Origin of the sequence: Flectobacillus major DSM 103, assembly GCF_000427405.1 — a bacterium.
Taxonomy (GTDB): domain Bacteria; phylum Bacteroidota; class Bacteroidia; order Cytophagales; family Spirosomataceae; genus Flectobacillus; species Flectobacillus major.
Map to the genome: position 1 here is coordinate 4,146,843 of NZ_KE386491.1, position 26,678 is coordinate 4,173,520.

26 protein-coding genes are annotated in these 26,678 nt (G+C 37.8%); 16 read left to right on the forward strand and 10 right to left on the reverse strand.

The genetic code is table 11. The features are described from left to right. Positions 1-3 precede the first annotated feature (3 nt). Entirely contained in the window at positions 4-546 is a 543-nt protein-coding gene (locus tag FLEMA_RS72470) for a DUF2911 domain-containing protein (protein ID WP_044172977.1), read from the forward strand. Positions 547-746: 200 nt separating this feature from the next. Next, positions 747-2,840, forward strand: coding sequence for a protein-disulfide reductase DsbD family protein (locus FLEMA_RS72475; protein WP_044172979.1), 2,094 nt, complete (start codon positions 747-749; stop codon positions 2,838-2,840). Between the two features lie 303 nt (positions 2,841-3,143). On the opposite strand, the gene FLEMA_RS0143640 is transcribed toward FLEMA_RS72475, so the two are convergent. Next, positions 3,144-3,371: a DUF2905 domain-containing protein gene (locus tag FLEMA_RS0143640; RefSeq protein WP_026996849.1), complete on the reverse strand. Its 228-nt coding sequence runs from the start codon at positions 3,369-3,371 to the stop codon at positions 3,144-3,146. Between the two features lie 258 nt (positions 3,372-3,629). Here FLEMA_RS0143640 and FLEMA_RS72480 point away from each other — a divergent pair, with 258 nt between their 5' ends. Then, positions 3,630-4,235, forward strand: coding sequence for a DUF1016 N-terminal domain-containing protein (locus FLEMA_RS72480; protein WP_044172982.1), 606 nt, complete (start codon positions 3,630-3,632; stop codon positions 4,233-4,235). Here the strand turns inward: FLEMA_RS72480 and FLEMA_RS0143670 are convergent. Continuing rightward, entirely contained in the window at positions 4,232-4,717 is a 486-nt protein-coding gene (locus FLEMA_RS0143670; RefSeq protein ID WP_044172984.1) for a YdcF family protein, read from the reverse strand. The genes FLEMA_RS72480 and FLEMA_RS0143670 overlap by 4 nt on opposite strands. A gap of 317 nt (positions 4,718-5,034) precedes the next feature. Here FLEMA_RS0143670 and FLEMA_RS72485 point away from each other — a divergent pair, with 317 nt between their 5' ends. Both FLEMA_RS72485 and FLEMA_RS72490 read left to right on the forward strand, forming a co-directional pair. Then, positions 5,035-6,099 carry a ferredoxin--NADP reductase gene (locus FLEMA_RS72485; protein WP_044172986.1) on the forward strand — a complete coding sequence of 355 codons (1,065 nt, stop codon included), beginning with the start codon at positions 5,035-5,037 and terminating at the stop codon, positions 6,097-6,099. Positions 6,100-6,885: 786 nt separating this feature from the next. Further along, the gene (locus FLEMA_RS72490; RefSeq protein ID WP_044172988.1) at positions 6,886-8,778 is read left to right on the forward strand and encodes an amidophosphoribosyltransferase; all 1,893 of its coding nucleotides are present in this window, start codon (positions 6,886-6,888) and stop codon (positions 8,776-8,778) included. A gap of 50 nt (positions 8,779-8,828) precedes the next feature. On the opposite strand, the gene prmC is transcribed toward FLEMA_RS72490, so the two are convergent. Further along, positions 8,829-9,677: a peptide chain release factor N(5)-glutamine methyltransferase gene (gene prmC, locus FLEMA_RS0143785; protein ID WP_026997939.1), complete on the reverse strand. Its 849-nt coding sequence runs from the start codon at positions 9,675-9,677 to the stop codon at positions 8,829-8,831. A gap of 29 nt (positions 9,678-9,706) precedes the next feature. Here prmC and ribD point away from each other — a divergent pair, with 29 nt between their 5' ends. Next, positions 9,707-10,768, forward strand: coding sequence for a bifunctional diaminohydroxyphosphoribosylaminopyrimidine deaminase/5-amino-6-(5-phosphoribosylamino)uracil reductase RibD (gene ribD, locus FLEMA_RS72495; RefSeq protein WP_044172991.1), 1,062 nt, complete (start codon positions 9,707-9,709; stop codon positions 10,766-10,768). Positions 10,769-10,928: 160 nt separating this feature from the next. Here the strand turns inward: ribD and FLEMA_RS0143830 are convergent, their stop codons facing one another. The 3 genes from FLEMA_RS0143830 to FLEMA_RS0143840 all read right to left on the reverse strand — a co-directional run bounded on the left by FLEMA_RS0143830 (position 10,929) and on the right by FLEMA_RS0143840 (position 13,281). After that, positions 10,929-11,687 (reverse strand): shikimate dehydrogenase family protein, encoded by a 759-nt coding sequence (locus tag FLEMA_RS0143830; RefSeq protein ID WP_026996855.1) that lies wholly within the window; start codon positions 11,685-11,687, stop codon positions 10,929-10,931. 126 nt (positions 11,688-11,813) lie between these two features. Further along, positions 11,814-12,461 carry a VTT domain-containing protein gene (locus tag FLEMA_RS0143835; RefSeq protein ID WP_026996856.1) on the reverse strand — a complete coding sequence of 216 codons (648 nt, stop codon included), beginning with the start codon at positions 12,459-12,461 and terminating at the stop codon, positions 11,814-11,816. Positions 12,462-12,519: 58 nt separating this feature from the next. After that, positions 12,520-13,281 carry a phosphosulfolactate synthase gene (locus FLEMA_RS0143840; protein ID WP_026997940.1) on the reverse strand — a complete coding sequence of 254 codons (762 nt, stop codon included), beginning with the start codon at positions 13,279-13,281 and terminating at the stop codon, positions 12,520-12,522. Positions 13,282-13,762: 481 nt separating this feature from the next. Between FLEMA_RS0143840 and FLEMA_RS72500 the strand changes: the two genes are divergently transcribed. The 9 genes from FLEMA_RS72500 (at position 13,763) to FLEMA_RS72540 (ending at position 22,860) form a co-directional block, all read left to right on the forward strand. Next, positions 13,763-14,185 (forward strand): DUF2147 domain-containing protein, encoded by a 423-nt coding sequence (locus FLEMA_RS72500; protein WP_044172993.1) that lies wholly within the window; start codon positions 13,763-13,765, stop codon positions 14,183-14,185. A 202-nt stretch (positions 14,186-14,387) separates the two neighbouring features. After that, positions 14,388-15,026 carry a TetR/AcrR family transcriptional regulator gene (locus FLEMA_RS72505; protein ID WP_044172995.1) on the forward strand — a complete coding sequence of 213 codons (639 nt, stop codon included), beginning with the start codon at positions 14,388-14,390 and terminating at the stop codon, positions 15,024-15,026. Continuing rightward, entirely contained in the window at positions 15,019-15,459 is a 441-nt protein-coding gene (locus tag FLEMA_RS72510) for a PaaI family thioesterase (protein ID WP_044172999.1), read from the forward strand. Before FLEMA_RS72505 ends, FLEMA_RS72510 begins: the two co-directional genes overlap by 8 nt. A 274-nt stretch (positions 15,460-15,733) precedes the next feature. After that, positions 15,734-17,089: a TolC family protein gene (locus FLEMA_RS72515; RefSeq protein ID WP_044173000.1), complete on the forward strand. Its 1,356-nt coding sequence runs from the start codon at positions 15,734-15,736 to the stop codon at positions 17,087-17,089. Positions 17,090-17,148: 59 nt separating this feature from the next. Beyond that, positions 17,149-18,198, forward strand: coding sequence for an efflux RND transporter periplasmic adaptor subunit (locus tag FLEMA_RS72520; RefSeq protein WP_044173002.1), 1,050 nt, complete (start codon positions 17,149-17,151; stop codon positions 18,196-18,198). A gap of 74 nt (positions 18,199-18,272) precedes the next feature. After that, positions 18,273-21,326: an efflux RND transporter permease subunit gene (locus FLEMA_RS72525; RefSeq protein ID WP_044173004.1), complete on the forward strand. Its 3,054-nt coding sequence runs from the start codon at positions 18,273-18,275 to the stop codon at positions 21,324-21,326. 198 nt (positions 21,327-21,524) lie between these two features. Further along, positions 21,525-21,773 (forward strand): acyl carrier protein, encoded by a 249-nt coding sequence (locus tag FLEMA_RS72530; RefSeq protein WP_044173006.1) that lies wholly within the window; start codon positions 21,525-21,527, stop codon positions 21,771-21,773. A gap of 137 nt (positions 21,774-21,910) precedes the next feature. After that, positions 21,911-22,294 carry a RidA family protein gene (locus FLEMA_RS72535; RefSeq protein ID WP_044173009.1) on the forward strand — a complete coding sequence of 128 codons (384 nt, stop codon included), beginning with the start codon at positions 21,911-21,913 and terminating at the stop codon, positions 22,292-22,294. Positions 22,295-22,551: 257 nt separating this feature from the next. Then, a complete protein-coding gene (locus FLEMA_RS72540) occupies positions 22,552-22,860 on the forward strand; it encodes a hypothetical protein (RefSeq protein ID WP_044173010.1) in 309 nt (102 codons plus the stop codon). Positions 22,861-22,867: 7 nt separating this feature from the next. On the opposite strand, the gene FLEMA_RS0144065 is transcribed toward FLEMA_RS72540, so the two are convergent. From FLEMA_RS0144065 to moaA, 3 genes are read right to left on the reverse strand one after another with little or no spacing between them, the layout of a single operon-like run. Beyond that, positions 22,868-23,311, reverse strand: coding sequence for a GNAT family N-acetyltransferase (locus tag FLEMA_RS0144065; RefSeq protein WP_026996869.1), 444 nt, complete (start codon positions 23,309-23,311; stop codon positions 22,868-22,870). Continuing rightward, on the reverse strand, positions 23,298-24,341 hold the full coding sequence (locus FLEMA_RS0144070) for a bifunctional heptose 7-phosphate kinase/heptose 1-phosphate adenyltransferase (RefSeq protein ID WP_374755628.1): 1,044 nt from the start codon (positions 24,339-24,341) through the stop codon (positions 23,298-23,300). Before FLEMA_RS0144070 ends, FLEMA_RS0144065 begins: the two co-directional genes overlap by 14 nt. A 47-nt stretch (positions 24,342-24,388) precedes the next feature. Continuing rightward, the gene (gene moaA / locus FLEMA_RS0144080) at positions 24,389-25,417 is read right to left on the reverse strand and encodes a GTP 3',8-cyclase MoaA (protein WP_229359497.1); all 1,029 of its coding nucleotides are present in this window, start codon (positions 25,415-25,417) and stop codon (positions 24,389-24,391) included. A 170-nt stretch (positions 25,418-25,587) separates the two neighbouring features. Here moaA and FLEMA_RS72545 point away from each other — a divergent pair, with 170 nt between their 5' ends. Further along, the gene (locus FLEMA_RS72545; protein ID WP_044173013.1) at positions 25,588-25,830 is read left to right on the forward strand and encodes a MoaD/ThiS family protein; all 243 of its coding nucleotides are present in this window, start codon (positions 25,588-25,590) and stop codon (positions 25,828-25,830) included. A 45-nt stretch (positions 25,831-25,875) separates the two neighbouring features. Here FLEMA_RS72545 and FLEMA_RS72550 read toward each other — a convergent pair whose 3' ends face one another. Then, positions 25,876-26,643 carry an NUDIX hydrolase gene (locus FLEMA_RS72550; RefSeq protein ID WP_044173015.1) on the reverse strand — a complete coding sequence of 256 codons (768 nt, stop codon included), beginning with the start codon at positions 26,641-26,643 and terminating at the stop codon, positions 25,876-25,878. Positions 26,644-26,678 lie beyond the last annotated feature (35 nt).

A 26,678-nucleotide genomic window follows, 5' to 3' on the forward strand; every position in this document is an offset into this window, starting at 1 on the left:
TCCATGATTAAGATACTCCGGATTGTCTTGGTACTATTAGCACTGTTAGCGATAGGTTTTGTAGGTATGCGATTTTACACCAAGTCATTTAGCCCTTCGTCAACAGCCGAATTTGAACAAGGTGATTTAGATATAATGGTAGAATATTGTCAGCCTGCCAAAAAAGGACGATTGATATTTGGCCCTCAAACCTCAAAAGCTCTAGTGCCTTATGGCAAATGGTGGCGTACAGGAGCCAACGAAGCTACTGTAATTACTTTTACACGGAATGTCACAATTGCTGGTCGTCCTCTCAAGGCAGGAACTTATACACTTTTTACGATTCCCGAACAAAACGACTGGACGATCATTATCAATAGCGAGGTAGGGCAATGGGGGTTGTCGTACGACGAGACCAAAGATGTGCTAAGAGTACCCGCCGTTTCTGTCAAAAAATCGGATAGTGTCGAAAAATTTGTGATAGATTTTAATGAACAAACCAACGGTGCAGATATGATTCTGCGTTGGGACAATGTTGAGGTGACTGTGCCCATCAGAACACGATAAAAGTGCTTTGGCATACCAAGCAACGGTTTGAGCTAAATAAGAGTCATAAAAATATCATAGTCTGCTAGTCTGTCGGCAAGCAGACTTTTTTTATAAACCGAATATATTATTTTTGCATACATCTAACCGTAAAGAAACTATCCCTTGAGTACTTACGTTTAAGGTTTACAAACGAAAAAACTTTTCTTATAACCCACAAAATGAAGAAGTTATTATTAAGTATTTTGTTGTTATTTACTTTATCAACAATTAATTATGCTCAGAAGGTAAATCCTGCCAAATGGACATGGGCTTTGTCAAAACCCAATCCTGCTGTCGGAGAAACTGTCGATATTATCTTTACGGTAAATATTCAAAAAGATTGGTATTTATATTCGTCAGATTTTGACCCAGATTTGGGGCCTATCGTTACTACTATTAAGCTAAAGCCCGACGAGTCTTATGAGGCTATTGGTAGCCTAAAAGCTATTAATCCTTCCAAAAAATTTGACAAAGAAATCTGGAACGGAGAATATACGTATTTTAAAGGTAAAGCCGAGTTCCGTCAGTCTGTCAAAATTCTGAAAGACAAAGTAAATATCGAGGGTAGCTATGACAGCCAATCGTGTTCAGACGTTACGGGGCAATGTGTACCTGTAAAAGGCCCTTTTTTGTTAGAAGCACTGGCTGGTTCAGGGCAAAAAAAAAATGAAGAAGAAGTAGCCAAAAAAGTTAATACAGATTCCTTAAAAGCTCTGGAGGTAGCCAAAGAGGAAGTAAAACTAGATACTATTGCTACCGAAACGGTATCGGTTACAGATACAACCACGCTTGGCAATGTATCTATTGATAGTACAGAAGAAGAGAAAACTGAAGATACTTCACTTTGGGGATTCTTTTTATTGGCTCTTGGCGGAGGCTTTGTAGCCCTGCTTACACCTTGTGTGTATCCATTAATTCCAATGACTGTATCGTATTTTACCAAGCAAAAAGGTGGTTTACAAAAAGCCTTATTGTACGGCTTTTTTATCATAGCTATTTATGTACTTTTTGGTACTATCATTGCGTATGCTTTTGGGCAGGCTGCTCCTAATTTTATCAGTACTCACTGGTTACCCAATCTCTTGTTTTTTGTAGTGTTTGTGGTATTTGGGGTGTCATTCTTGGGCTGGTTTGAAATCGTATTACCATCATCTTTTGTCAATAAAATCGACGCTCAGTCAGACAGAGGAGGTTTAGGGGGTATTTTCTTTATGGCTTTTACCCTAGTATTAGTATCGTTTTCGTGTACTGGTCCAGTGGCGGGTACTATTCTAAGCTTGGGTTCGCAAGGGCAAATCATTCGCCCAATTATCGGAATGTTTGGTTTTGGCTTAGCATTTGCTGTTCCATTTACCTTATTTGCTATTTTTCCTAATTGGTTACAAAATTTACCAAAATCGGGTGGTTGGATGAACTCAGTGAAGGTTGTTTTGGGCTTTTTAGAACTTGCATTAGCATTGAAGTTTTTGAGTACAGCCGACCAAACCTACCACTGGCATATTCTCGACCGTGAGGTATATTTGGCAGCATGGATTGTTATATTTAGCTTAATTGGTTTATATTTATTAGGCAAAATCCAGTTGCCACACGACAGCAAGGTCGATAAAGTAACCGTACCGAGAGCATTAATGGCTATTGCTGTTTTATCATTTGTAGTGTATATGATTCCGGGAATGTTTGGTGCTCCACTCAAAGCCTTGTCGGGCTGGTTGCCTCCAATGGAAACCCAAGATTTTGTGATTGGGGTAAAATCTGAATCGTCGGCAAGTGCAAATACTGGCGACCCCAACTTTCCGAAAAAAGTTAAATATGATGAGTTTTTGAAGTTGCCATTAGACTTACAAGGTTTTTTTGATTATAAAGAGGCATTGGCTTATGCCCAAAAAGTCAATAAACCTTTGTTTATTGATTTTACAGGACATGGTTGTGTGAATTGTCGTAAAATGGAAGCTTCAGTTTGGTCAAATCCTGCCGTGAAAAGTCGCCTAGAAAATGATTATGTAGTAGTAGCTTTGTATGTCGATGACAAAACAGAGTTGCCAAAGTCTGAATGGTATAAGTCGAAAGACGATGGTTTAGAAAAAACTAGTATTGGCGACCAAAATTTAGATTTTGAAATAACTCGTTTCAATGGCAATGCTCAGCCTTATTATTGCTTGGTAAACCCCAACGACGATGCCAAACCAATGGTAAAACCACGTGCTTATAATGAAGATATAGAGGCTTTTGTGAAGTTTTTGGACGAAGGAAAAGCTAAATTCAACAAAAAATAAATCAAGGATATTTTCTACGGAAAATATGACTTATCTCAAATTTAGTGATATGAGTGATTATTTTTGAATATGATTTTCGCCAGTAGAGATGCAATGCTTTGCGGCTAAAGGTGTGTCATTATACAAAAGGCGTTCGGAATTAGTTTTTCGAACGCCTTTTGCATGAATATCCCCTAATTTTCTATCATTTGAGCAATTGGCCAGCCTCTTTAAGGTGTACTTGACAACCTTATGAATCAACACCAATAGGTGGTCTCTTTTAATATTACCTAAAATTCGGGATGACTCATATTTTACTTTTTCCTAAGAGTTGAGTTTGTTAAAAAGCCATACAACAAGATTGATAAAACCCGTAATAAGCAAGCACGTAGTAATAGGAATGTACAAATTGAAATGTTCTTTTTCAATCCGAATATCGCCAGGAAGTCGGCCAAGCCATTGTAATTTGTTGTGGAAAAAATAGATAACTACACCTCCCAAAATCAAGAAAGCTCCAATACTGATGAGTAATTTGCCAAGATGTTCGTTCATTTAAAACTCAATAATAAATTTATCTATAAAAAACCAAAGTTATAACATAAGCTAACTATTGATAAAATTACTATAAAAGGTGACATTTAGAACTAAATTCAGTCAAAATGCTATGTAAAAAGTAGTATTCTATAAAGTGATAGAAAAAAAACTCGAAAAGCTTTTGTTGCACTAAGCTGTTTTTTTCGATGTTTGTAAGTTTTCAGGCACAGAAATTGTACTACTTTATTGTAACAAACTACAACATAGCCTGAAATTATGGATAACAATGAAATCTATGAATTACTACTCAACAATACCGTTTATGAAATCCTAAATGCAGATTATATATTTACTCAAGTTTTTGAACAAAAAAAGCAAGCGTTGACACTTCGCAATTGGGTAATAGGATACTTCGTAGATATGTACGAGCAAACATTACAAAGGAAATATCTTTTTAATGATAGAAAAAATATACTATTGGCTACCCAACTCCATGCCGAAGGATTGATATATTTGAATGTAGAAAAACTGTCAATCTACAAACAGTTTTTTTTGCGTTATCCACAATTTGTCCAATTATTGCCTGTTAATTGTCCAATAGAGGCTATTCAATGGCAAGAAAACCATATTTCACCATTGGCACATATTTTACTCAACAAATTGTCGTTTGAGCATTTAGTGGTTTTATCCACTATCAAAACGCCAATAAAGAGGGCATTTTATGAAATCGAAATTATCAAAAACAACTGGACTGTCGATGAACTGCAGTGGGCTATCAGTCATTTTATTTTTGAACAGACAGGCTTAGAAATCGACGATAAAGAAGCACTATTGCAAAGTTATATCCACAAAATCCATTATGATGAAGCTGATTTTAGCTAAAGCATCATTCGTAATCTATTGACAGCCTGCTGTTCTTGCCGAATAAGTCGCTCTAGCTCATCTTCAAACAGGCTTGATTTAGCGGCTAAAAAGACTGTACTAGGGTATCCACAAAACTTTAGGAAAGACAACCTTACTCTTTCAAGGTGGTAGTCGGAACTAATAACCACAGCTACCTCGGGATTATGCCTTTCCAAAACTCGTTTACATAACTGAGCATCTTCAATGGTATTTTCGCTCAAAATAAACTCTAGGAACTGCTCGTGAGGAATACCATTTTCAAGTAAAAAATTTTGTAGATATTGGGCATGTGGGTAATCGCTTGTATTGAAATGATTGCCAAAGCCACCTGTACAAAGAATTTTGAAATCAGGATTATATTTTAAAAAATTCAGAGCCGTTAACAGCCTATCAAAGGCAATATGCGTTAATTCGCCATCATGTGTATTGTTTGCTCCGCAGATAATCAAGATTCCGTTCATAAGATAAAAATTATAGATTGAGAGACCCGAACATTTCTCAAAGATAATTCAAATTTATGGAATGACTCAAGGATTCAAAAAGGGTATTTTGTTTTACACAAACCCACAAGACCAATCCCCACAAATTATCTTCTCCCCAAAGCTTTTCTTTATTACCTTTGCACTGCCTTTTGGCCATGTGCCAAAAACAAGATATTTAGCAGAAACCTAAACTTGTCGGCTTTAGATTTGTTATCAATAGATTCATTGAAATATATTGGAGATACTAGCATGCCTACCACTTCTCCAATTTTATGTAACATCAAACATCCATATTAATGAGTGCAAAATACTTTCATTTGACCGTAAAGGAGATTATCGACGAAACTCCCGATACCAAAACCTTTTCATTCTGGCATCCTATCCATCAGGCAATTAGCTATAAAGCAGGGCAGTTTTTGACACTCATTCCAGAAATAGAGGGAAAAAAAGTTCGTCGTAGTTATTCGATGTCGAGTTCTCCCAACAAAGATGCTTCTCTGGCCGTAACAATTAAGCGAGTACCTGGGGGGCTGGTTTCTAATTATTTATGCGACAACCTCAAAGTGGGCGATGCTATCGAAACGATGGAGCCTATGGGGCATTTTGTTATAGAACCAAACCCTACCAAAGAACGTGTTATCGTATTATTTGGTGGTGGCTCAGGCATAACACCTTTGATGTCTATTGCTAAGTCGGTATTGCCTGTCGAAACCAAAACAAAGGTGTATTTGGTGTATGGTTCAAGAAATGAAGAAAATATTATTTTCAAAAAACAACTAGACGAACTCGAAGCTCAATATAGTAATCGATTCAAAGTTTTACATGTACTTAGTCAACCATCTTATACTTGGATAGGGTATAAAACCCGTATCAATCAGGCATCGGCGGTTACTTTTTTGAAGCAGGATTTTGCTATTGATATTGCCAAAGCTGAGTATTATTTGTGTGGGCCAGAAGGTATGATGCAACACGTGGAGGCAGCTATCAAAATTTTTGGAGTAACCGACAACCAAATACATAAAGAGCATTTCTTTTCGGCACATGACGAAAAAGCAATGGAAGATGAAGACGAAGCAGGTAGCCTAAAAGAACAAACTATTACGATTCAGTACGAAGGCAATGATTATACCGTAGTAGTAAAACCTCACGAAACCATTTTGGATGCTGCCCTTCGTGACGATATCGACTTGCCATATTCTTGTCAGGCGGGTATGTGTACGGCTTGTATGGGCAAATGTATTGCAGGTAAAGTGAGTATGGACGAAGAAGATGGCCTTACCGATAATGAAATCAAACAAGGCTATATTTTGACTTGTGTGGCTCATCCAACTAGCTCGGGCGTAGTAATTGAAATAGATTAGAATTAGTTACCAACAAAAGTTATCCACAGTATTATAGAAATGTGGATAACTTTTGTTGGTAACCTTTGTGAATGAAATAATTAGCGGGCTAAATACTTGTTAGTCAGTAGATAAATAAAAGTTGAGCCTAGTTTGTATCATATTCTATAGAAAAAATAAAAAATGGTTTCAAAAATTTACTAGTACAAATCACCAATAGTGCATATTTCTGAAACCTATTTTATCAAAGAGAAGTCAAACAAAGCGGTTTAAGATGCTTATCTAATTTTAGGGAAAGCATGCCGTCAAAATATTCTAAGTTTGACAACGTTTATTGCAAACAAAAGACTAGGTTATTAGTTGCTTGCTCGAAGTTCGTTGCTCATGAGGGAACTTTTCTATAGAGAAGTTTGTCTGGCAGTTATAACCGATGTTAGTCATTTGCTAAAAAATGTTAGTAGTTCTCAAATTTTGCAAGTAGCTTTGAGCCAAAATAGAGCTAATAGGTATAATAAGCAAGTAGCAAACAATTAGGTTATATAAGATTATAAAGATAAAGTTTTCACTAACCATTAATGTATACAATCATTAGTTCTATTTAAAAAATATCACTAGAAAGTTCTTGGTATTGTCGAGATTTTCTACCTAATTTTGTTTACTGAAAATTAACCCATCGTTAACCCTCTATTAATCCAGATTTTATTGCGAAATTTTATAAAACCACTTGAATTATTATAAAATGGTTTAAGGAGTACTATTTTTTTTGAATAAGGCTCAACAAACGCAAAATAACTACAAAGTAAGGTCATGTCTGACGCAATCAAACACGAGTGTGGTATAGCACTCATCCGTCTCCGAAAAGACTATCAGTACTATATTAATAAGTACGGCACACCCTTGTACGGTATTAATAAGCTTTACCTAATGATGGAAAAGCAAGTAAACCGAGGGCAAGATGGTGCAGGAGTAGCCAACATCAAAATTGATGTTCCCGCTGGGCATAGGTATATTAGCCGATACCGCTCCGTCGAACAAAATGCTGTAGCTGATATCTTTGGGAAAATTTACAAAAAGTTTCGTAAGGGTCTTAAAGACCACAAAGACAAAGGAAGAGATGCCAAATGGATTCAAGAGAATGTGGCGTTTTCTGGCGAAGTTTTCTTAGGGCATTTGCGTTATGGAACGCACGGCCAGAATGAAATAGAAAACTGCCACCCAATGTTAAGGCAAAACAACTGGAGAAGCCGAAATTTGGTTGTTGCTGGGAACTTTAACATGACCAACGTAGAGGAGCTATTTGATAAGCTCGTTTCGCTTGGACAACACCCCAAAGAAAAGGTAGACACTGTTACGGTAATGGAAAAAATAGGTCACTTTCTTGATGAAGAAAACCAACGCCAATTTGATTTCCATAAACACAGCTACGAAAATCCTGAATTGTCGGATGTAATAGAAGACAATATCGATTTACAAAGAGTTCTTCAACGTTCTTGTAGAGATTTTGACGGTGGATATGCCATGTGTGGTGTTACCGGACACGGTTCGGCCTTTGTGGCTCGTGACCCTTCGGGTATTCGCCCAGCTTATTGGTACGCCGACGACGAAGTGGTAGTGGTTGCTTCTGAAAAACAAGCTATCAAAACATCGTTCAACTGTAATTATGAGGACATACAGGAGGTTCAGCCAGGTCATGCACTGATTATCAACAAGCGTGGTGATTATGCTGAAAAGAAATTTATAGAACCGCTAGAAAAGAAATCATGTAGTTTTGAAAGAATTTATTTCTCTCGTGCTTCAGACCCCGATATTTATGCCGAACGTAAGCAATTAGGCCGTTTGGTAATCCCACAAGTACTCGAAGAGGTTAATTACGACCTAAAAAATACCGTATTTTCGTATATTCCAAATACTGCCGAAACAGCATTCTTAGGAATGATTGAAGGCTTGGAAGACTATTTGGCCAAAGAACGCAAGAAAGCTATTATGGAAGGCGGTCTTGCCGAAAAAGCTTTGGAAGAGTTATTGACTTTCCGCCCAAGGGTTGAAAAGTTGATTTCTAAAGACGTTAAGTTGCGTACCTTTATTACCAACGATGCCGACCGTAACGACATGGTGTCGCATGTTTATGATACAACGTATGAAGTAATCAAAAAAGGCGTAGACAATGTTGTATTGATCGATGACTCGATTGTGCGTGGTACAACCTTAGAGCGTTCTATTTTGAAGCTTTTAGATAAACTAGGCCCTAAAAAGATTGTGATTGTATCGTCTGCTCCACAAATTCGCTACCCAGACTGCTATGGTATCGATATGTCACGTATGAAAGACTTTGTGGCTTTCCGTGCAGCTTATGAGCTATTGCACGAGCGTGGTATGGACGATGTATTAGAGGATACCCTCGGACGTTGTTTGAGTGCCTTAGAGTTGGGACAATCGGCTTCACAAAACTTTGTAAAAGCTATTTATGAGCCATTTACACAAGAAGAAATCGCTGCTAAAATTGCTGATATAGTAAAACCTAAAGACCTAACCGCTGATTTGGCTATTGTGTATCAAACGGTATCTAGCTTGAACAAAGCTTGTCCAAATAATTTAGGTGATTGGTATTTCACTGGAAACTATCCAACTCCTGGAGGAAACAAGGTGGTTAATAAAGCCTTCGTAAACTTCATGAAAGGTGTTGAAATTAGAGCATATTAGTCTTGAACTGAACAAGTATATATAAAGGAAGCCCCATAACGGGGCTTCCTTTATTTTTGTAGAATACCCTTTACAAACCTATCCCGTCCTAACATATCTTGAATAATCTCTACGTCTTGAAAACCAGCTTTTACAAATACCTCAGCTGTTTCTTTGCCAAAATATTGGTTGATTTCGACCATACACAATCCATTTTCTACTAAATTAAGGCTTGCAAACTGAGCAATAGCCTTGTAAAAAAGTAAAGGATTATCATTTTCAACAAAAAGGGCTAAGTGAGGTTCATAGTCTAATACATTAGCTTCCATTTCTGATTTTTCATGATTGGTAACATAAGGTGGATTACTAACAATAATATCAAACTTTTGAGACAATGTTTGTTCTTGTGTCGCTAATATATCTTGATACTGAAACTGCACTTTGGCCTGATGCGTAATATTATTATTCTGGGCTATAGTTAGTGCTTCTTCCGAAATATCGTAAGCCACTACCGCTGCACCTTGTATTTCGCAGGCTAGCGAAATGGCAATACAGCCTGTGCCTGTACCGATGTCTAAGATACGGACAGGAGCTTTTGCTTTTTGTATAATATACTGAACCAATTCTTCGGTTTCGGGGCGAGGAATCAAGGTTGCAGAGCTTACCTGAAAGCTACGGCCATAAAAATCTCCATATCCTATAATATATTGAATAGGTTCAAATGCCTTGATACGAGCCACAGCAGGGGCAAGCGGTTCTCGAATTTCGACGGACTTATCCATCAGAATATCGGTTTTGCTAAGTTTTCCCCAATATTCCAAAAGCAAATACGCCATGCTTTTTGCTTCGTTTTCTGGGTAAACTGCCGTAATTTCGGCTACTAAATCAGAGAAAAGTTTTCGAGAAGATTGATAAATCATATCATTAAGTTAAAGCACAAAGTTACACAATGCCGCAATCAAATAATAATTCGCTTTCTGAAACAGCTATTTTGTCTTTTATGAACAGGGCTTTGCAATTGGCACAGCTAGGAGCTGGAGCAGTATCGCCCAATCCAATGGTGGGCTGTGTAATTGTACATCAAGGTACGATTGTGGGCGAGGGCTGGCATCAGCGGTATGGTGATTGGCACGCCGAAGTAAATGCTGTCAACGATGTTGCCGATAAAAGTATTCTGTCCGAATCGGAGGTATTTGTTACTTTAGAACCTTGTTCTCATTTTGGTAAAACCCCACCTTGTGCCGATTTATTGGTAAAGCACCGTGTCAAAAAAGTATATATCTGCAACGACGACCCTAATCCGTTGGTAGCGGGTAAGGGTATTCAAAAACTGCGGAATGCAGGTATTGAGGTGGTATCGGGTATTTTAGCCGAAAAAGGACGAGAGTTGAATAAACGTTTTTTTACATTTTTTGAAAAAAAACGCCCTTATATAATCCTTAAATGGGCTCAATCGTCCGACCGCAAAATAGCATTACCCCAGTATCAGGCCATACAAATATCGAATGCCTTATCTAGGCGTTGGACTCACAAACTACGCTCGGAAGAAGATGCCATTATGGTAGGCACTCGAACCGCACAGTTTGACAACCCATCGCTTGATAATCGTTTTTGGACAGGAAAAAGTCCCATACGCATTCTTATCGACAAAGATTTACGTATTGCAGATAATGCCAAAATTTATTCAGAAGGGCAAAAAACGATCTGTTATAACCTTCAAAAAGAAGCAATAGAAGGAGATATACTATTTTGTAAAATACCTCCGCAAACAGACTTACTAAGCTTTTTGATAGACGACTTGTACCAAAAGAAAGTTCAATCACTAATTGTGGAAGGAGGGGCTTATTTGTTAAACTCGCTGATAAAAACGAGCTTATGGGACGAAGCCTTGGTCTGGGAAAGCTCAATGGTTCTTGGCGATGGTATTGCTGCTCCTATTTTAGAAAAGCCTGTATTTGCCCAACAACAAGTGGGCGATAATATCTTGAAAAACTATCGAGCCAACCCATAAGTTGAGGTTAAAGTTATACGAATAAAAGTAGAACTGTTAGATTTATTTCACTTGTACTTTACTTCATATTTCAATTCTGGAATATGAAGTAAAGTACAACTTATCTTCACAAACCTTGCTGCGTTGTAGTAGTAGTGCTTGTAAAGATAAATTGAAATCATTAAGCCTCATTCCAAATTTCCCATGCTTTTTCTGCTTGTCCATGAAGCATCTCTAAGCCAAAATGTACGGCTTTTGCACCAGCCTCAAGTCCTTTTTTGAGGAATAAGGTTTCGAGAGGGTTATACACAATATCGTAAAGCAAGTGTTGCGAGCCAAGCAGTTCGTAAGGAATAGGCGGGCAAGCATCTACCTTAGGGTACATTCCTAGGGGTGTAGTATTTACCACCAAAAGGTGCTTTTGCATTACCTCGGCTGTAAGCTCTTCGTAAGTAATGGTATCTTCTTCTTTTCTTCGAGAAACCAATTGTACCTCCAAGCCTAAATCTTCGAGAGCCACAACAATAGCTTTGGCTGCCCCGCCTTTGCCCAATACCAATGCTTTTTTAGGAGCTATTTCTGTAAAGGCATCCCATTTTTCGAGGGTCCATCTAAAGCCCCAATAGTCGGTATTAAAACCCTTGATTTTTCCATTCGGGAGAAACTTGATGGTATTGACAGCCCCGATTTTGCGAGCAGCCTCATCTATTTCGTCCAAAAACGGAATAATACTTTGTTTATGAGGAATCGTAACGTTGAGCCCACGAAGGTGAGCGGTATGGCTTTTGAGTAAAGCTGGAAAATCAGCAACATTTTCTAGCTCAAACTTCTCGTAGGCGTGTGTATTGGACAGGCCAAGTTGAGCAAATTTTTCAGTAAAATACCCTTTAGAAAACGAATGTCCTAAAGGAAAACCAATAAGGCCAAATAGATTATTCATGTGCTGCTAAAAACGTTGGGCTATATTTTCAAGACTGTTGTTCAAAAAAGGCTATAAACTTTATACAAAGCCCAATTGACTTATGAATAAAGCTTATAGCCTAAAAATAGAATAAATGAGCAAGTATTACTTGGCCAATTTGGCTTTTACAAAGCCAATAATCATTGGCAAAACAGATACTGCAACAATACCTAATACTACTTTCTCAAAATTATGTTTTACCCATTCGTTGTTGCCTAAAAAGTACCCCAAAAGCGTAATAGAGGTTACCCACAAAATAGCCCCAATAATACAAAAAGTAATATATTTGGGATATTTCATGCTACCAGCACCAGCCACAAAAGGAGCAACCGTACGAACAATCGGTACAAAACGAGCCATAATTACAGTTTGGCCACCATTTTTTTCATAGAAAGCCTCTGTTTGTGCAATATGTTCACGTTTTAGAAAAAGGATTTTATCTTTAGATTTCACAAAGTCACTAAAGTATTTTCCGATGAAGTAATTGACATTATCGCCAATCAATGCAGCACCAATCAACAACGGAATAACAAATGTAATATCAATTTTACCACCTGTTGCAGGAGCAGCCAATACGCCAATAGCAAATAACAAAGAGTCGCCAGGCAAAAGAGGCATTACCACGAGGCCGGTTTCGGCAAAAACAATCAAAAACAACAAACCATACGTAAGCGTACCATTGTCATTGATAAATTGTGTTAAAGCTGTCAAAGGGTCTTTTAACAGTTGAAGAACAAACTGAATGATTTCCATTGTCTTAGAGAATGAGTTTTGAGGTTAGAATAAGCCAAGCAAGGCTATTTATTCAAGTTTATTTATCAAGAAAGTGAGAAAATGTATCGCCTCTTAGCCCCAAACGAATAGTTTCTAATGAAATAACTTCGTGCGGAGCAATATTACCAACGTTTACATTGGCACCTACCAACTTCACAAACCATACTTGTTGCGATTTTTGAGGAGCTTCCCAAATAATTTTTTCTTCTGGAATCTCAGTCAAAATTTCTTCTACAAGCCCCTGACGAACCTCGCCCGATGCACGAAACAAACCAACATTACCCCCTTCACGAGCCTCGCCAATAACTTTCCAAGCACCTGCTTCTAATTCGGCCTTCATCAATTTAATCCATTTGTAAGGAGGGATGATTTTGGCTTCATCTTTTGAGCCTACTTCCGAAAGTACAGTTACTTGTTTTGATAACGTTTGAATATATTCACATTTTTGGTCTTGTTCCATTTCCAAAGAACCGTCAGATACCTCGGCGTATTCCATACCAAACTGGTCGAGTACACGACGGTATTCGTCAAACTGACCACGGACAATAAATGCCTCGAACAAAGTACCACCAAAATAAACAGGAATGCCTGCCGACTTGTACAAAGCCAATTTTTCTTTTAGATTGGGAGTAACAAAAGAAGTCGCCCATCCCAACTTCACGATGTCGGTATAATTGGAGCCAAGTTCCAAAAAATCTTCAACTTGTCTAAGACTAAGCCCTTTGTCCATTACCATTGTCAAACCTTTTTGACGTGGCTTTTCAGTTCTTTCAGGAATCTGGTTAAGTGGGTAATTCATATTTTTTGAAATTTCTGGGATTAAATATTGGTTTTCAGAACAACTGCATTGCAATTTTTGCACCTATCCTAATTATCACTAATTGAGTCACTTCAAAGAGGTCTATTTTGGTGCAATTTTACAAAATTAGAAATATCTTAGTTATAGCACAAACTACTAATTTAATAGATTGTCTTTAAATAATAATCTATTTTATTTAACTTGCTGTAAATCAGTGTTTTGATTTTTTTCAAAAAATGATTTTTCATAGATTTTTCAAAAAAGATATGTAAAAATTTCATTTACTGAACACTGTTTAGTAAATTCACATCGTTGTTAAAATAATCTTCGATATATCATGTAGCCTAATAATATCAGATAGAGAAGGAATCTAAAAAAGTTTTGAGTAATATTACTTATCTATTTTGGGAGTCTATATTGATTATCAAAGGATTGAAAACAACCTTCAAAAAGCAAATCTCACAAACCAATATCAATTATTATGAAAAAAATCGCTTTTATTTTATCAGCCTTACTATTAGTAGCCACTTGGGCAACAGCCCAGCAAACCAACAAAGACGCTATTTTGGGCGAATGGCTTTCAGAGAATAAAGACGGAAAAGTATTGATTTATAAACAAGGTGAACAATACTTCGGCAAGGTATCTTGGGGAAAAGACGGTACTAAAAAAGATGTACATAACCCCGACGAAGCGTTGCGTTCACAAAATATCATAGGCTCGGTTATTCTAAAAAACTTTACTTTCAAAGGAAAAGCCTGGGAAGATGGCAGTGTTTACGACCCCCAAAATGGAAAAACCTATTCGTGTATTATAAAGCTAAAAAATACTAACGAATTAGAAATTCGGGGATATGTAGGTATTTCGTTGTTAGGCCGCACTACGGTTTGGTCAAGAGTGAAATAAAGTACATAAGTGAATTATTGAGCATAATGAATAGGGGCTTCTATTGGATTTGTAAATGGGTAATATCTGGGCTAACAGTGTAGTATATTGATGCAAAGAAAATTAGTTATTTTTACGGGTGTAGACTGAAACATAAACCCAAGTCAAAGGTTGTCAGCAAAAGTCAATAAACGAACTCACTAATTTACCAACGAATAGATAAATGGGTATTATAGAAAGAAAAGAGCGGGAAAAGATGGAGCTTCGCCAGCGAATATTAGAAGCTGCCAAGGAGATTTTTATCGAAGAAGGTTTTGAAAAAGCATCTATCAGAGCGATTGCCGACAAAATCGAGTACAGTCCCGCTACAATATATTTACACTTCAAAGACAAGGATGAATTGTTTTTTGCTGTACACGAGCTAGGATTTGACAAGTTATTTGAGGTTACGAAGCACCTAGAAGCTATTCCTGATAGCTTTGAGCAGCTTTATCAACGAGGAAAAATCTATTTGCAATTTGCAATAGAAAACCCCGAACTGTACGATTTGATGTTTATTAAAGATGCCCCAATGGAGGCTATCAAGAAAAAAAATGGCGATGACCAGTGGGATTGTGGCATGCAAAACTTTGTCCATCTTCAAAAAAACATCATGCTTTGTATGGAACAAGGCTACATTCAAGTAGCCGATGTAAATGTAACAGCTATGTCGATTTGGGCGTATGTGCATGGCTTGGCATCGTTGTATATCAGAGGGCGTTTTCAAACGTTTGCACTCATGAATCCAAGTGCAGATTTACCTCATTTAATGGAGGTCTCGCTCGAACAAGTACTAACACTTTTAAAGAAAACAAATGAGTAATACAGCATTGGCTTTTTTTCAACAAAATATTGGAAAACGTATTGCCGACAATAGTCCATCGCCTGTAGCAAGGTTTTTAGATGGCACACTGATTGCAGCCGAAGAGGGTTCTATAACCGTAGAGTATATAGTGAAAGAAAATATGGTAAATCCTGCCCATATTTTGCATGGAGGTATTGCCGCTACGATGCTCGACGATATTATAGGTATGACTGTATTTACCATGGGAAATAATGTTTTTTATAGTACAGTAAACCTTTCGGTAGATTATCTTTTTAGTGCAAAAATAGGCGAGAAGGTACTCGTAAAATCGAGGGTAGTGCGGATGGGTAAAAAAATAGCTCATGCCGAAGGAGAAATAAGAAATGAAAATGGTGTTTTGATAGCAAAATGTACAACCAATTTGGTGGTTACAAGCAATACTATTAAATAGTTTTAGTTACTTTGTCTTTGAATCTTTGAAGCAATAGTAACTAATTGATTTTAAGGATTTACAAAGTGAATTAAGCAGTGAAGATTTAACAGCTTTTTTGGGCTGAAAAAATCTAAAAATCCCCTAGTGTTAAGACCTGCGAGAGCGATGAACTCTTGCAGGTCCAACCAAGTTTGTTGGCATTAATTTTTGGCATAGCCAAAGTTGATGCTTTTTATTTAACCTTATGCTAAACAGTGTTCATAAACTTACAAATGTATTTTAAATATACTATATGAAATATCTACTTACTCTTTTTGGTATGATGCTCGGATATAGGGGTATAGCCCAGTCCGATTTGCTCAACAAGTATGTACAAGAAGGCTTAGCAAATAGCCAAATTGTAAAACAACAGAACTTTCAACTGCAAAAGGCCATTTTTGCCCTTAGTGAAGCCAAAACGCTATTCAAGCCCTCTGTCAATTTTAATACTACGCTTTCTTCGGCTTTGGGTGGGCGTACTATCGACATCCCTGTGGGCGATTTGGTCAATCCTGTTTATTCTACCCTAAATCAGCTTACTGGTAGTAATGCTTTTCCTCAAATACAAAATGTTAGTGAGCAATTGATTCCTAAGGATTTTTATGATATGCGTGTTAAAACAACCATGCCTTTAATCAACGCCGAAATCAAGTATAACCAAGGTATCAAAAAAGAACTGATTGCTATGCAACAAACCGAGGTGGTAGTCTATAAACGAGAATTGGTAAAGGATATTAAAATAGCCTATTTTAATTACTTAAAAGCCTCTGAAGCTCTAAAGGTATATGATAATGCCTTGAAAATTTTGAAAGAAAGTGAACGTGTCAATCAAAGCCTTATTCAAAATGGTATGGCTAATCCAACGGTATTGGTCAGAACCAAAAATGAAATCGCTGGTATCATGGCCGAAATAGAAGCTGCCAAAGGAACACAGAAAAATGCCGCTGCATATTTCAACTTTTTGCTAAATAAAGATTTTGCTGAAACCATTACAATTGACTCGGTTTTTGAAACAAGTATGATTCCTCTCAAAATTGAAGCCAGCCACCGTGAAGAACTAGACAAACTACAAGCAAACCTCAACCTGAACCGACAACTATTAGGACTCAGCCAGTCGTACAATAAGCCCAAAATTGGAGCTTCTCTGGATGTAGGTTCGCAGGGGCGTTTTGCCCAAATTGCAAGTGCCGATAAAAATTTTTTGTCGCCAAATGCTTTTTTCTTAGTTGGTGTTTCTATCGACCTCCCTGTGTATTCTTCTGGGAGAAATCAACTGAAAGTTAAGCAGGCCGAAATGGATTTAGCCGCAGCCGATACACAGTTACAGTATGTCAAAAATCAATTAGACCTGCAGGTTGTGCTTGCCCAAAATGCCCTAAATGCCGCCCATGAAATTGTAGCTTCAAAAGCCACTCAGGTAGCTACTGCCGAAAGATACTACAAAGATATGTTGCGTCGCTACAAAGAAGGAAATCTCAATTTTATAGAACTACTCGATGCCCAAACCCAGCTCAATAAAGCACAGCTACAGCAGGCCATTGCTCATTATGATGTATGGCTCAAGTGGACAGAGTTAGAAAGAGCTACGGCGGCTTATCAATTAAAATAATTTTTTGTAATCAGGATAAAAGCCCATCGGGGTATCCACAAATCTAAACAATACACAAGATGAAGACAATATACAAGCTCTCATTATATGCCCTTGTTGCTTTATTGATGGTAACGAGTTGCGGCAAGAAAAAAGCCCATAACAAAACCACACTCGACGATACCGTAATACCTGTAAAATTGGTAGATGTAGCCCTAGCCAATGCTACAGAGCCTATCAAAGCTTCGGGCTTGATAAGTTCGTTGCACGAAGCCCGGTTGTCGTTTAAAACAGGAGGTATTATTGAAAAAATATGGGTAAGAGAAGGCCAAACGATTCGTAAAGGACAGCTTTTGGCAAGCCTTAATCTTACCGAAATTAACGCTCAGGTACAGCAAGCTCAAGAAAATGTTATCAAAATAGAGCGTGATTTAAGAAGAGTAAGCAACCTTTACCGAGACTCGGTAGCTACTTTAGAGCAAGTTCAAAATCTTACAACGTCGTTGAGTGTAGCCAAACAAGGGTTACAGATAGCACAATATAACCAAGGGTATTCTAAAATTTATGCTTCTACCAATGGGGTGGTAGTGAAAAAAATGATGAACGAAGGTGAATATGCCAATGTTGGTGTTCCTATCTTTTTTGTCAATGCAGCCAGTGCCAACGACTGGGTGGTGAAGGTTGGTATTGCCGACAAAGACTGGACTCGCCTAAAACTAGGCGACCACGCCAGTATTCAGCTCGACGCTTTTCCAGATACCCAATTTCAGGCTATCGTTACGACTTTGTCACAAGGAGCAGACCAAGCTTCGGGTTTGTACCAAGCCGAGCTAAAACTGAATACCCAGGGCAAGAAAATAGCGACAGGGTTATTTGCCAAAGCATTGATTAATCCTTCTATCAAACAACAATTACCCTCTGTGCCTGTCGATGCAATTATTGAAGGCAATGGCGATGAGGCTTTTGTGTACACTATCGAAAATGGTAAAGCCAAGCGAATCGCTTTGGTAATAGCCTATATCAACAACCAAAGGGCTTTTGTACAAAGTGGGCTAACGGGCATTACACAGGTAATTACCGATGGTTCGGCGTATTTGGTAGAAGGAGCAAAAGTAAAAGTGGTTCAATAAAACCTTTGCCCTTACGCATTTTTTCTTTTTGACAATCCCTTAAACCCTTGGTTTGAGCTTTACCATATTCCTTTATGAGAATCTCAGAATTTTCCGTAAAAAACTATCAATTTACCCTTGTGGTATTTTTGGCAGTACTTTCAATAGGGCTTTATGCTTTATTTAATATGCCTAGGGGCGAAGACCCCGAGTTTGAATCGCCTCAATTTGGGGTTACGATTATTTATCCAGGAGCAACCCCCAAAGATATGGAGGAGCTGGTTGTAGATCCCTTTGAAAAACGCATTAATGAATTAGATAATATCGACAGAATCAGAACGGTTATTTTGGATGGAGCTGCCGTATTTCAGATAGAATACGATTTTTCGCAAGACCCCGAAGAAAAATACCAAGAGGTAGTCCGTGAAGTAAATGCAATACGCAAAGATTTACCAACCGAAATACTTGATATTAGGGTACAAAAATTCCGCCCAACCGATGTCAATATTTATCAATTTGCTTTGGTTAGCGAAAATCTGCCCTATTCCAAATTAAAAGAGCAAGCCGACGAATTAGAAAAAAAACTTGAGAAGGTAAAAGCTCTCACCAATATCAAGTCGTGGGGGTTTCCTGCTCGAAAAGTAGCCGTTGAATTGAATTTGGCCAAAATGGCTCAAGACCAAATCCCTGTAAATCGGGTTTTAGGGGCAATTCAGTCTGAAAATGTAAATATCCCTGGAGGTAGTATCAATGTCACAACCAAAAAATTTAATATAAAAACGTCTGGAGCGTACCAAGACCTTAACGAAATCAAGAATACAATTGTCTATACTAATGGAAGCAAAATAGTATATCTAAAAGACATTGCTCAAGTAAAATTTGCATACGAAGACGAAACACACCTTACCCGCTTGAACGGCCACCGTTGCGTATTTGTAACGGCTTGTCAAAAACAAGGTCAAAATATTATTGCGATTCGTAAAACGGTCGACCCAATAGCCGCATCATTTAAAGAGCAGCTGCCACCAAGTATCGACATGGTAACAGTATTTGACCAAGCAGATTCGGTCGATAAACGCCTTAGTCGTTTTGCAAAAGATTTTGGTATTGCCATTTTGTTGGTATTAATTACCCTTTTGCCCCTTGGTACACGTGCCAGTATTGTTGTAATGATTTCGATACCGCTTTCATTGGCTATTGGGCTTACGTTGTTGTATGTGTTTGGGTATACCATTAATCAGCTTTCAATAGTAGGAATGATTGTGGCACTAGGAATTTTGGTTGATGACTCCATTGTAGTTGTTGAGAATATAGAGCGATTTATGCGATTAGGAATACCACGGAAGCAGGCGGCTATAGATGCCACCAAACAAATAGGATTAGCCGTATTGGGCTGTACTATATTACTTTGTTTTGCTTTTTTGCCGATAGCTAATTTGCCAGAGGCCGCAGGCGAGTTTATCCGAAGTTTGCCAATGGCTGTGATATTTACTGTTTTAGCATCTATGATTGTTTCGTTGACCATTGTACCCTTTTTATCGTCGGTATTGTTGTCCGATTCGCACAATCCAGAAGGAAATATGATATTGAGAGGTATGAAAAGAATCATTTCAGCCACCTATGGTCGATTGATGGACTGGTGTCTAAAACACCCTCGTACAACGCTTACAGGAGCTTTAGGTGTTTTTGTGGGTGTAATGGTATTGGCCAAGTTTTTTCTAGGTTTTTCACTTTTTCCTACTTCCGAAAAGCCCATGTTTTTGGTCAATGTCGAAACGCCCGTTGGAAGTAATATGGCTGCCACTTCGCAAGCTGTAAAGTTTGTAGAAGAGAAGCTCAAGAAAGTCCCTGAAATTAAAAATATCGCCTCAAACGTTGGTCGTTTTAACCCTCGGATTTACTATAATGTTATCGAAAAAGGGCAATCCGAAAATACAGGGCAGCTATTTGTGATGTTGCAAGATATGGAAACATCAGAAAAGAAAGCTCTAATCGACCAATTAAGAACCCAGTTGGTTAATTACCCTAATGCAAAAATAGAAGTAAAAGATTTTGAGCAAGGGCCTCCTTTAGAAGCACCCATTGCTTATCGTATTTTTGGCGAAAACTTGGATACCCTCCGAAGTGTAGCTTTCAAAGTAGAAAAATTGTTGGCTAAGCATCCTGGAGCAATTTATGTCAATAATCCACTAAAAGTACAACCCACCGACCTAAAGGTAGTTGTCAACAAAGAAAAGGCAGGTTTACTAGGCGTGAATTCTTCTGAGATAGACCGAATCGTTAGGCTCGGCATTGCTGGCCTCAATATGGGAACCTATCGTGAAGATGGCGAAAAAGATGGCTATAATATCAATGTTTCTATTCCTAGAACAGGAACACAACAAGATTTTGAGGTATTTAATCGTTTGTATGTCAATAATGCTACAGGTACAGCCGTACCATTGAAGCAATTGGTTGATATTCAGTTTGAAACATCTCAAAATCAAATATTGCACTATGACAAAGAACGTTATATTACGATTTCAACTTTTCTGAAGTCAGGATATAATACAGCCAAAGTAAATCAGGAGATAATCAAAGAACTCAATTCATTTAAGTTTCCTAAAGGGTTTTCGTACCGTGTAGCAGGCGAAGCAGAAAATGCAGAAAAATCTTTTGGAGGCATAGGGGTAATAGTTCTGATAACTGTCTTTGGTATGATTGCTGTTCTTATTCTTGAATTTAGGAATTTTAAATCAACATTAATTGTACTGTCGGTTATTCCATTGGGTATTGTTGGGGCTATCTTAATGCTATTACTTTGGGGCGAAACCCTATCGTTTACGGCTGTTATTGGCTTTATTGCACTTATAGGAATAGAAGTGAAAAACTCCTTATTACTGGTTGATTTTACCAATCAACTTCGAGAAGAAGGGCACGGCTTAGAAGAAGCAATTCGAGAAGCGGGCGAGGTTCGTTTTGTACCTATCGTACTAACATCCCTAACAGCCATTGGTGGTTTGATACCGCTTGTTGTTGAATATTCTGAGCTTTATTCGCCATTGGCTCTTGTATTGATTGGCGGTATTATTAGCTCAACATTATTGGCTCGATTGGTTACTCCTGTAATGTATAAGCTTTTGCCACCAAGTATTAGTCAAAAGGCGTAAAATCTACTTCAGACATACTGTTATTGCTAGATTAAGGATTCTTTAAATAATTCAAGAATAGTCAGCGTGCATAACTTTTATATAAAATATATGATTTTTCTCAATTGTATGAAAAAAATCTTAATTCAAGGCACTTTTATTCAATAATTGTCGTTAAACTAGAATAACAATCGTCAAAATTTATAAATTAAAAAACCTATGAGATTCAGCACAGAAAAATTGACAAAATTTTTATCACGGAATTTTTATATTAGTCCGAGATTGATTGCTCCTCAAAAACGCTTTTATGCCGATTTGGGCATGAACTCATTAGAGTTTTTAGAGGTAGTAGCTTATTTAGAAAATACGTATGGTATTACATTGCCAGACAGTGAGATAGATAAAGTGCAAACGGTAGAAGAATTGGCCGCTTTAATGGAGGCCAATTTGGTAGCAGTACACGCGTAAAAGTATCGATTTTTGGTTACTAAAAGGTTCGAACACTATAGTTTGAGCCTTTTTTTATGCCCAAACTTTACAAGATTGCCCCAACGTTTTGCCCATTTATTTTATCTTTGTGACGTAACCAAAAAACAATCATTTGTATGTCTAGACAAAATATTTTGACAGGCTCTACTTGGGAAGATAAAATGGGCTATTGTCGTGCAGTAAGAATCGGAAATATCGTTGAGGTATCAGGAACAGTGGCTATCGTTGATGGCGAAAAAGTAAAAGCTGATGATGCCTACGCCCAAACCCTCAATATATTGGAGCGTATCGCCAAAGTACTAGAAGAGGCAGGTGTATCTACAAAAGATGTTGTAAGAACACGAATTTTTACTACCGATATTACCAAGTTTGATGATATTGCCAAAGCTCACGGAGCTTATTTTGGCGAAATCAAACCAACTACTGGTATTTACGAGATTTCAAAATTAGTATCGCCTGATTACTTGGTAGAAATTGAATTTACAGCCATTGCTCAATAAATATCAAATAATATTGAACAAAAAAAGCCCCGTTTTTTGGACGGGGCTTTTTGTTTTTTATGAGATATAATAACTAAACGACAAAGGATATAGAAAAGTTTCAGAGTTGAAAAATAGTTAAATAGTTTTTCAATTAAATCATATTTTTTTCTATTTTGTTGAAAAAAAGAAATTTTGCCGGCTTTTGAATACTAAAAATGCTTGTAAACTTATTTTAGACAAGCTGTTATCATCTTAAAAAAGGGCTTTCTGGCGTTATGAAACAACAAACTATTTATGAGATTGCCGTCATATCGATTGGGTCTCTCAACACTGTTCGTGAGAAAGAACCTGTCCTCAATTACTTTTCTAATTTGAGTAAATGCCTCGACCAAGTGGCGGGTGCTTTGGCGGTACATGGCTGGAGTAGCAAAATTAATTATACAGCGGTGTATCGTGCCTTGAAAGCTAAAGGGAGATTTGTGGCAGAATTTAGTGTGGCAGGCAATAAAATTTTCAAAATTGTGATTACACCAAGGCTTATCAATCCTGCCATTAGTACTTTAGGAATAGAAGACAAGCCTTGATGGATACTTATAAATAGGGGTTATCTTTCTTGATTTGCATAAAATTTTGGGGTTTGTCGAGCGGACCAAAACCAAACTGCGTGTACAAACCATGTGCATCGTAAGTAGCCAATACCCAGCGACGTAAATTTTGTAAATCAGGATGTGCCAATACACATTCCATTAGCCATTTAGACAGTCCGTTGCCTCGATATTCTTCTAAAATGAATACATCGGCCAAATAGGCAAAGGTAGATAAGTCGCTTGTAACACGGCAGAAGCCTATTTGTTTGTCTTCCAAATAAACCCCAAAGGCAATAGAATTTTCGACAGAACGCTGAACTATTTCCATCGGAATACCTTGTGCCCAATATGAGCGATTGGCCAAATAATCCTGAACGATATCTAACTGTAATTTGGATTTATCGGTCGAAATACTAAAAGTATCTTTTTGATAATTAACTATTTGCATAATTTTGGAGAGCTTCGGTTTTCAATAATGTTTTGTCGATAGGTACAACCCCTACCGATTCACAAACTAATCCACCACCAAGGTTAGATAGACCTGCCACAAGCTCGGGCGATAGCCCAAGGGCAACACAGCAAGCTGCAATAGAAATAACGGTATCGCCAGCACCCGAAACATCGGCAATCTGACGAATATGAGCAGGGATATGTTTTTCTTGATTTTGAAAATTGATAAATACACCTTGTTCTGACAGTGTAACAAAGGCACCATCTACTTGTAGTGTATTTTTGAGCTGAGCTACAGCATTGGCTAATTCAGCAGGATTCTTTACATCAAACTGAATATTAAGTCCTTCTTTTAGTTCTTTCAAATTAGGTTTGAAAAGTGTAGCATGCTGATAATTCAGAAAATTACGTTTTTTGGGGTCTACTACCGTTGGGATTTGATGGGTATTGGCAAATGCAATAACCTCGGCAATAAGCTCTTTTGATAACACACCCTTGTCGTAATCTTCAAAAATAATGACATTGGCATCACTTGCCAGTTGTTTGATTTTCTCAAGCAATAGGGTACGTTCTTCCAGAGTAATCAGTTGGTCGGTTTCGGTGTCTACTCGCACAACTTGCTGAGAACCAGCAATAATTCGTTCTTTTACAGTAGTAATACGAGTATTTGATTGCAAAATTCCTGCGGTAGAAAGGTTTTTTTCGGCAAGAAGCTTCAACAGCGAATCGCCGTAAGAATCTTTACCAATAACCGAGCAAATAATCGCTTGAGCTCCTAAAGCCTGTACGTTCATCACTACATTGCCTGCACCACCCAATCGCATTTCACGATTTTTTACATTTACTACAGGTACAGGAGCTTCGGGTGAAATACGCTCTACTTTTCCCCAAGTGTAGGAATCAATCATTAAATCCCCGATAATGAGGACTTTTAGGCTATTGAAATTATCAAAAATCTGGTTAATTGTCATTGCTAATATAGAATTGCCCATCCAATAACGCATTGGTGTTGTAAGATGATACAACATGGGATTTTTTGAATTGCAAAAATAATGGATTTAGTAGATTAGTCCTATTATCCGCCAATGGTAGTCATAGATTCGGTAACAAGCGATGTCCTTCTTTTTTCAGCCTCAAAGCCATCTTTCGCTCTATGCTGAAAGGTTTTGACAAATACTGTTTTGAGTTCGCCATCCGAAATACCCGAGCGTATCAGGTCTCTGATACTCAGTACACCCTCATCATAGAGGCAGGTTTTGAGTTCGCCCTGAGCTGTCATTCTGATACGGTTGCAAGTGCCACAGAAGGTACGAGAAAAAGCTGCTATTACACCTATATTCCCTTTAAAATCAGGTATTTGGTAATTGTATGACGTAGAATAAGGAGCATCCTTTATTTTGGTTAATGCAGGATAAGCCACTTTGATAGTATCTAGGATTTTATGAAGATTCCAACGTAAAATAGGGTAGTGTGCCCCTTCGCCATTGAAAGGCATTTCTTCAATAAAACGTACCGAAACAGGATAATGCTGAGTTAGAGCCACCAAAGGAAGAATATCGTCGGTATTTTTTCCATCCATTACCACGGCATTTATTTTTACATCAAAGCCAGCATCGAGCAAGTCAAATAAGGTTTGATATACCTTTTCAAATTCGTTTCTGCGGGTAATTTCAAAAAAACGCTTAGCGTCGAGGGTATCCAGACTCAGGTTAACTGATTTTATACCAATTTCTTTCATTTGTCGAAGATACTGGCCCGTTAGTACGCCATTGGTCGTAATATTTAGCTCGTCGATACCATCAATTGCCGCCAATTGATACATAAAATCTATCAAATTGTGGCGTACAAAAGGCTCACCGCCAGTAATACGTACTTTATGAACCCCTAATTCTGCCAAAACTCCTACAATTCTGAGCATTTCTTCGTAGGTAAGTAATTTACTTTTATGAAGATATTGAATGCCTTCTTCGGGCATACAATAAAAGCATCGTAAGTTGCATCGGTCTGTGACAGCCAATCGCAAATAGGTAATAGGCCGACCATGATTGTCGTACAAGACAGGTCGGGCATTGGGCTGGAGCGATATAGGGTTATTTGTTGTCACACGTAAAAAAAGATTAAATAGCCAATAAGGCTATATTTAGAACTGTCAAATAATTTGCTTTTAATTAAGCAATCAAAAAGCTTGTAAATTTGTTCACTGAAGTAAGTAGAAATCATTAGACTTGCTTAAACAAATATAAGACATAACCATACAACGAAAAAACTATCCGTATGAAATATACAATTGCTCTTTTTGGAATTACCAAAGAAATTGTGGGTAAGAGTAGTACAATTATAGAAACTGCCGAACCCGCCGATGTGCAAACGCTGTTGGAAGTATTAAAAAATCAGTACCCAAAACTAGCAGCCATAAGGTCATTGTTGGTGGCTGTCAATAGCGAATATGCCAACGGCCAACAGGTGGTAGAAGAACACGACGAAATTGCACTGATACCGCCTGTAAGTGGAGGATAAATGCCCCAAAGGCACAAAGTTGGTAGGGCTTTGTGCCTTTTAGATTTATTCCCAATAGTCAGGTTTATGTGCAGGAATGGCCTTGGATTGGTCAAAACGGTACAAATAAGGAGCCTTGTGAGCTCCGCCACCCCATTTTTTCTCTAATCGTTCTAAAATACCCAAACTTAACATTTTGCGTTGGAAGTTGGCTCGCAAAAGTTTTTTATTCAGAATTGTTTCATACAAACTTTGTAGCTCGCCCATGGTAAAGGTTTCGGGCATTAGGTTAAATACAGCCAGTTTGTGGTCCAGCAATAGCCTTAATGACTCCAGAGCCTTTTGTATAATATGAAGGTGATCAAAGGCAATATTGGCTGGGAGTTCATAAATATCAAACCACCCACTTTCTTCTTGGGCAATACTAGAAGTTGGATTAATTTGTGTAAAATCAACCAAAGCATAATACCCCACAGAAATAAACCGCTTAAATAAAAAATGTGTTGGGGGCAAATCAACCCCATTTTTTTTCATAACAGTTCTATGTATTTCGGGGTCAACTCGCTTGGGGTCACCAAAAACATAAAATTGCTCTAAATAAGTATTGCTAATACCTGTTCGGTGATTTAATATTCTTGTAGCCGCTTCATCCAAACTCTCTTCATTCAATACAAACCCCCCCGACAAAGAATAGATATCGGTATTCCCAAATTTTACTAATAAGACTTTTAGCTGATTTTCATGAAAACCAAAAATTACACAGTCGATAGAAACGGCTGGTAGTATATCTTTTTCTTGGTCGATGAGGTCTTTGTATTCTTTATTATGTCCCATAAATATAAATTTTATTCAAATTTTAGAAAGAATTG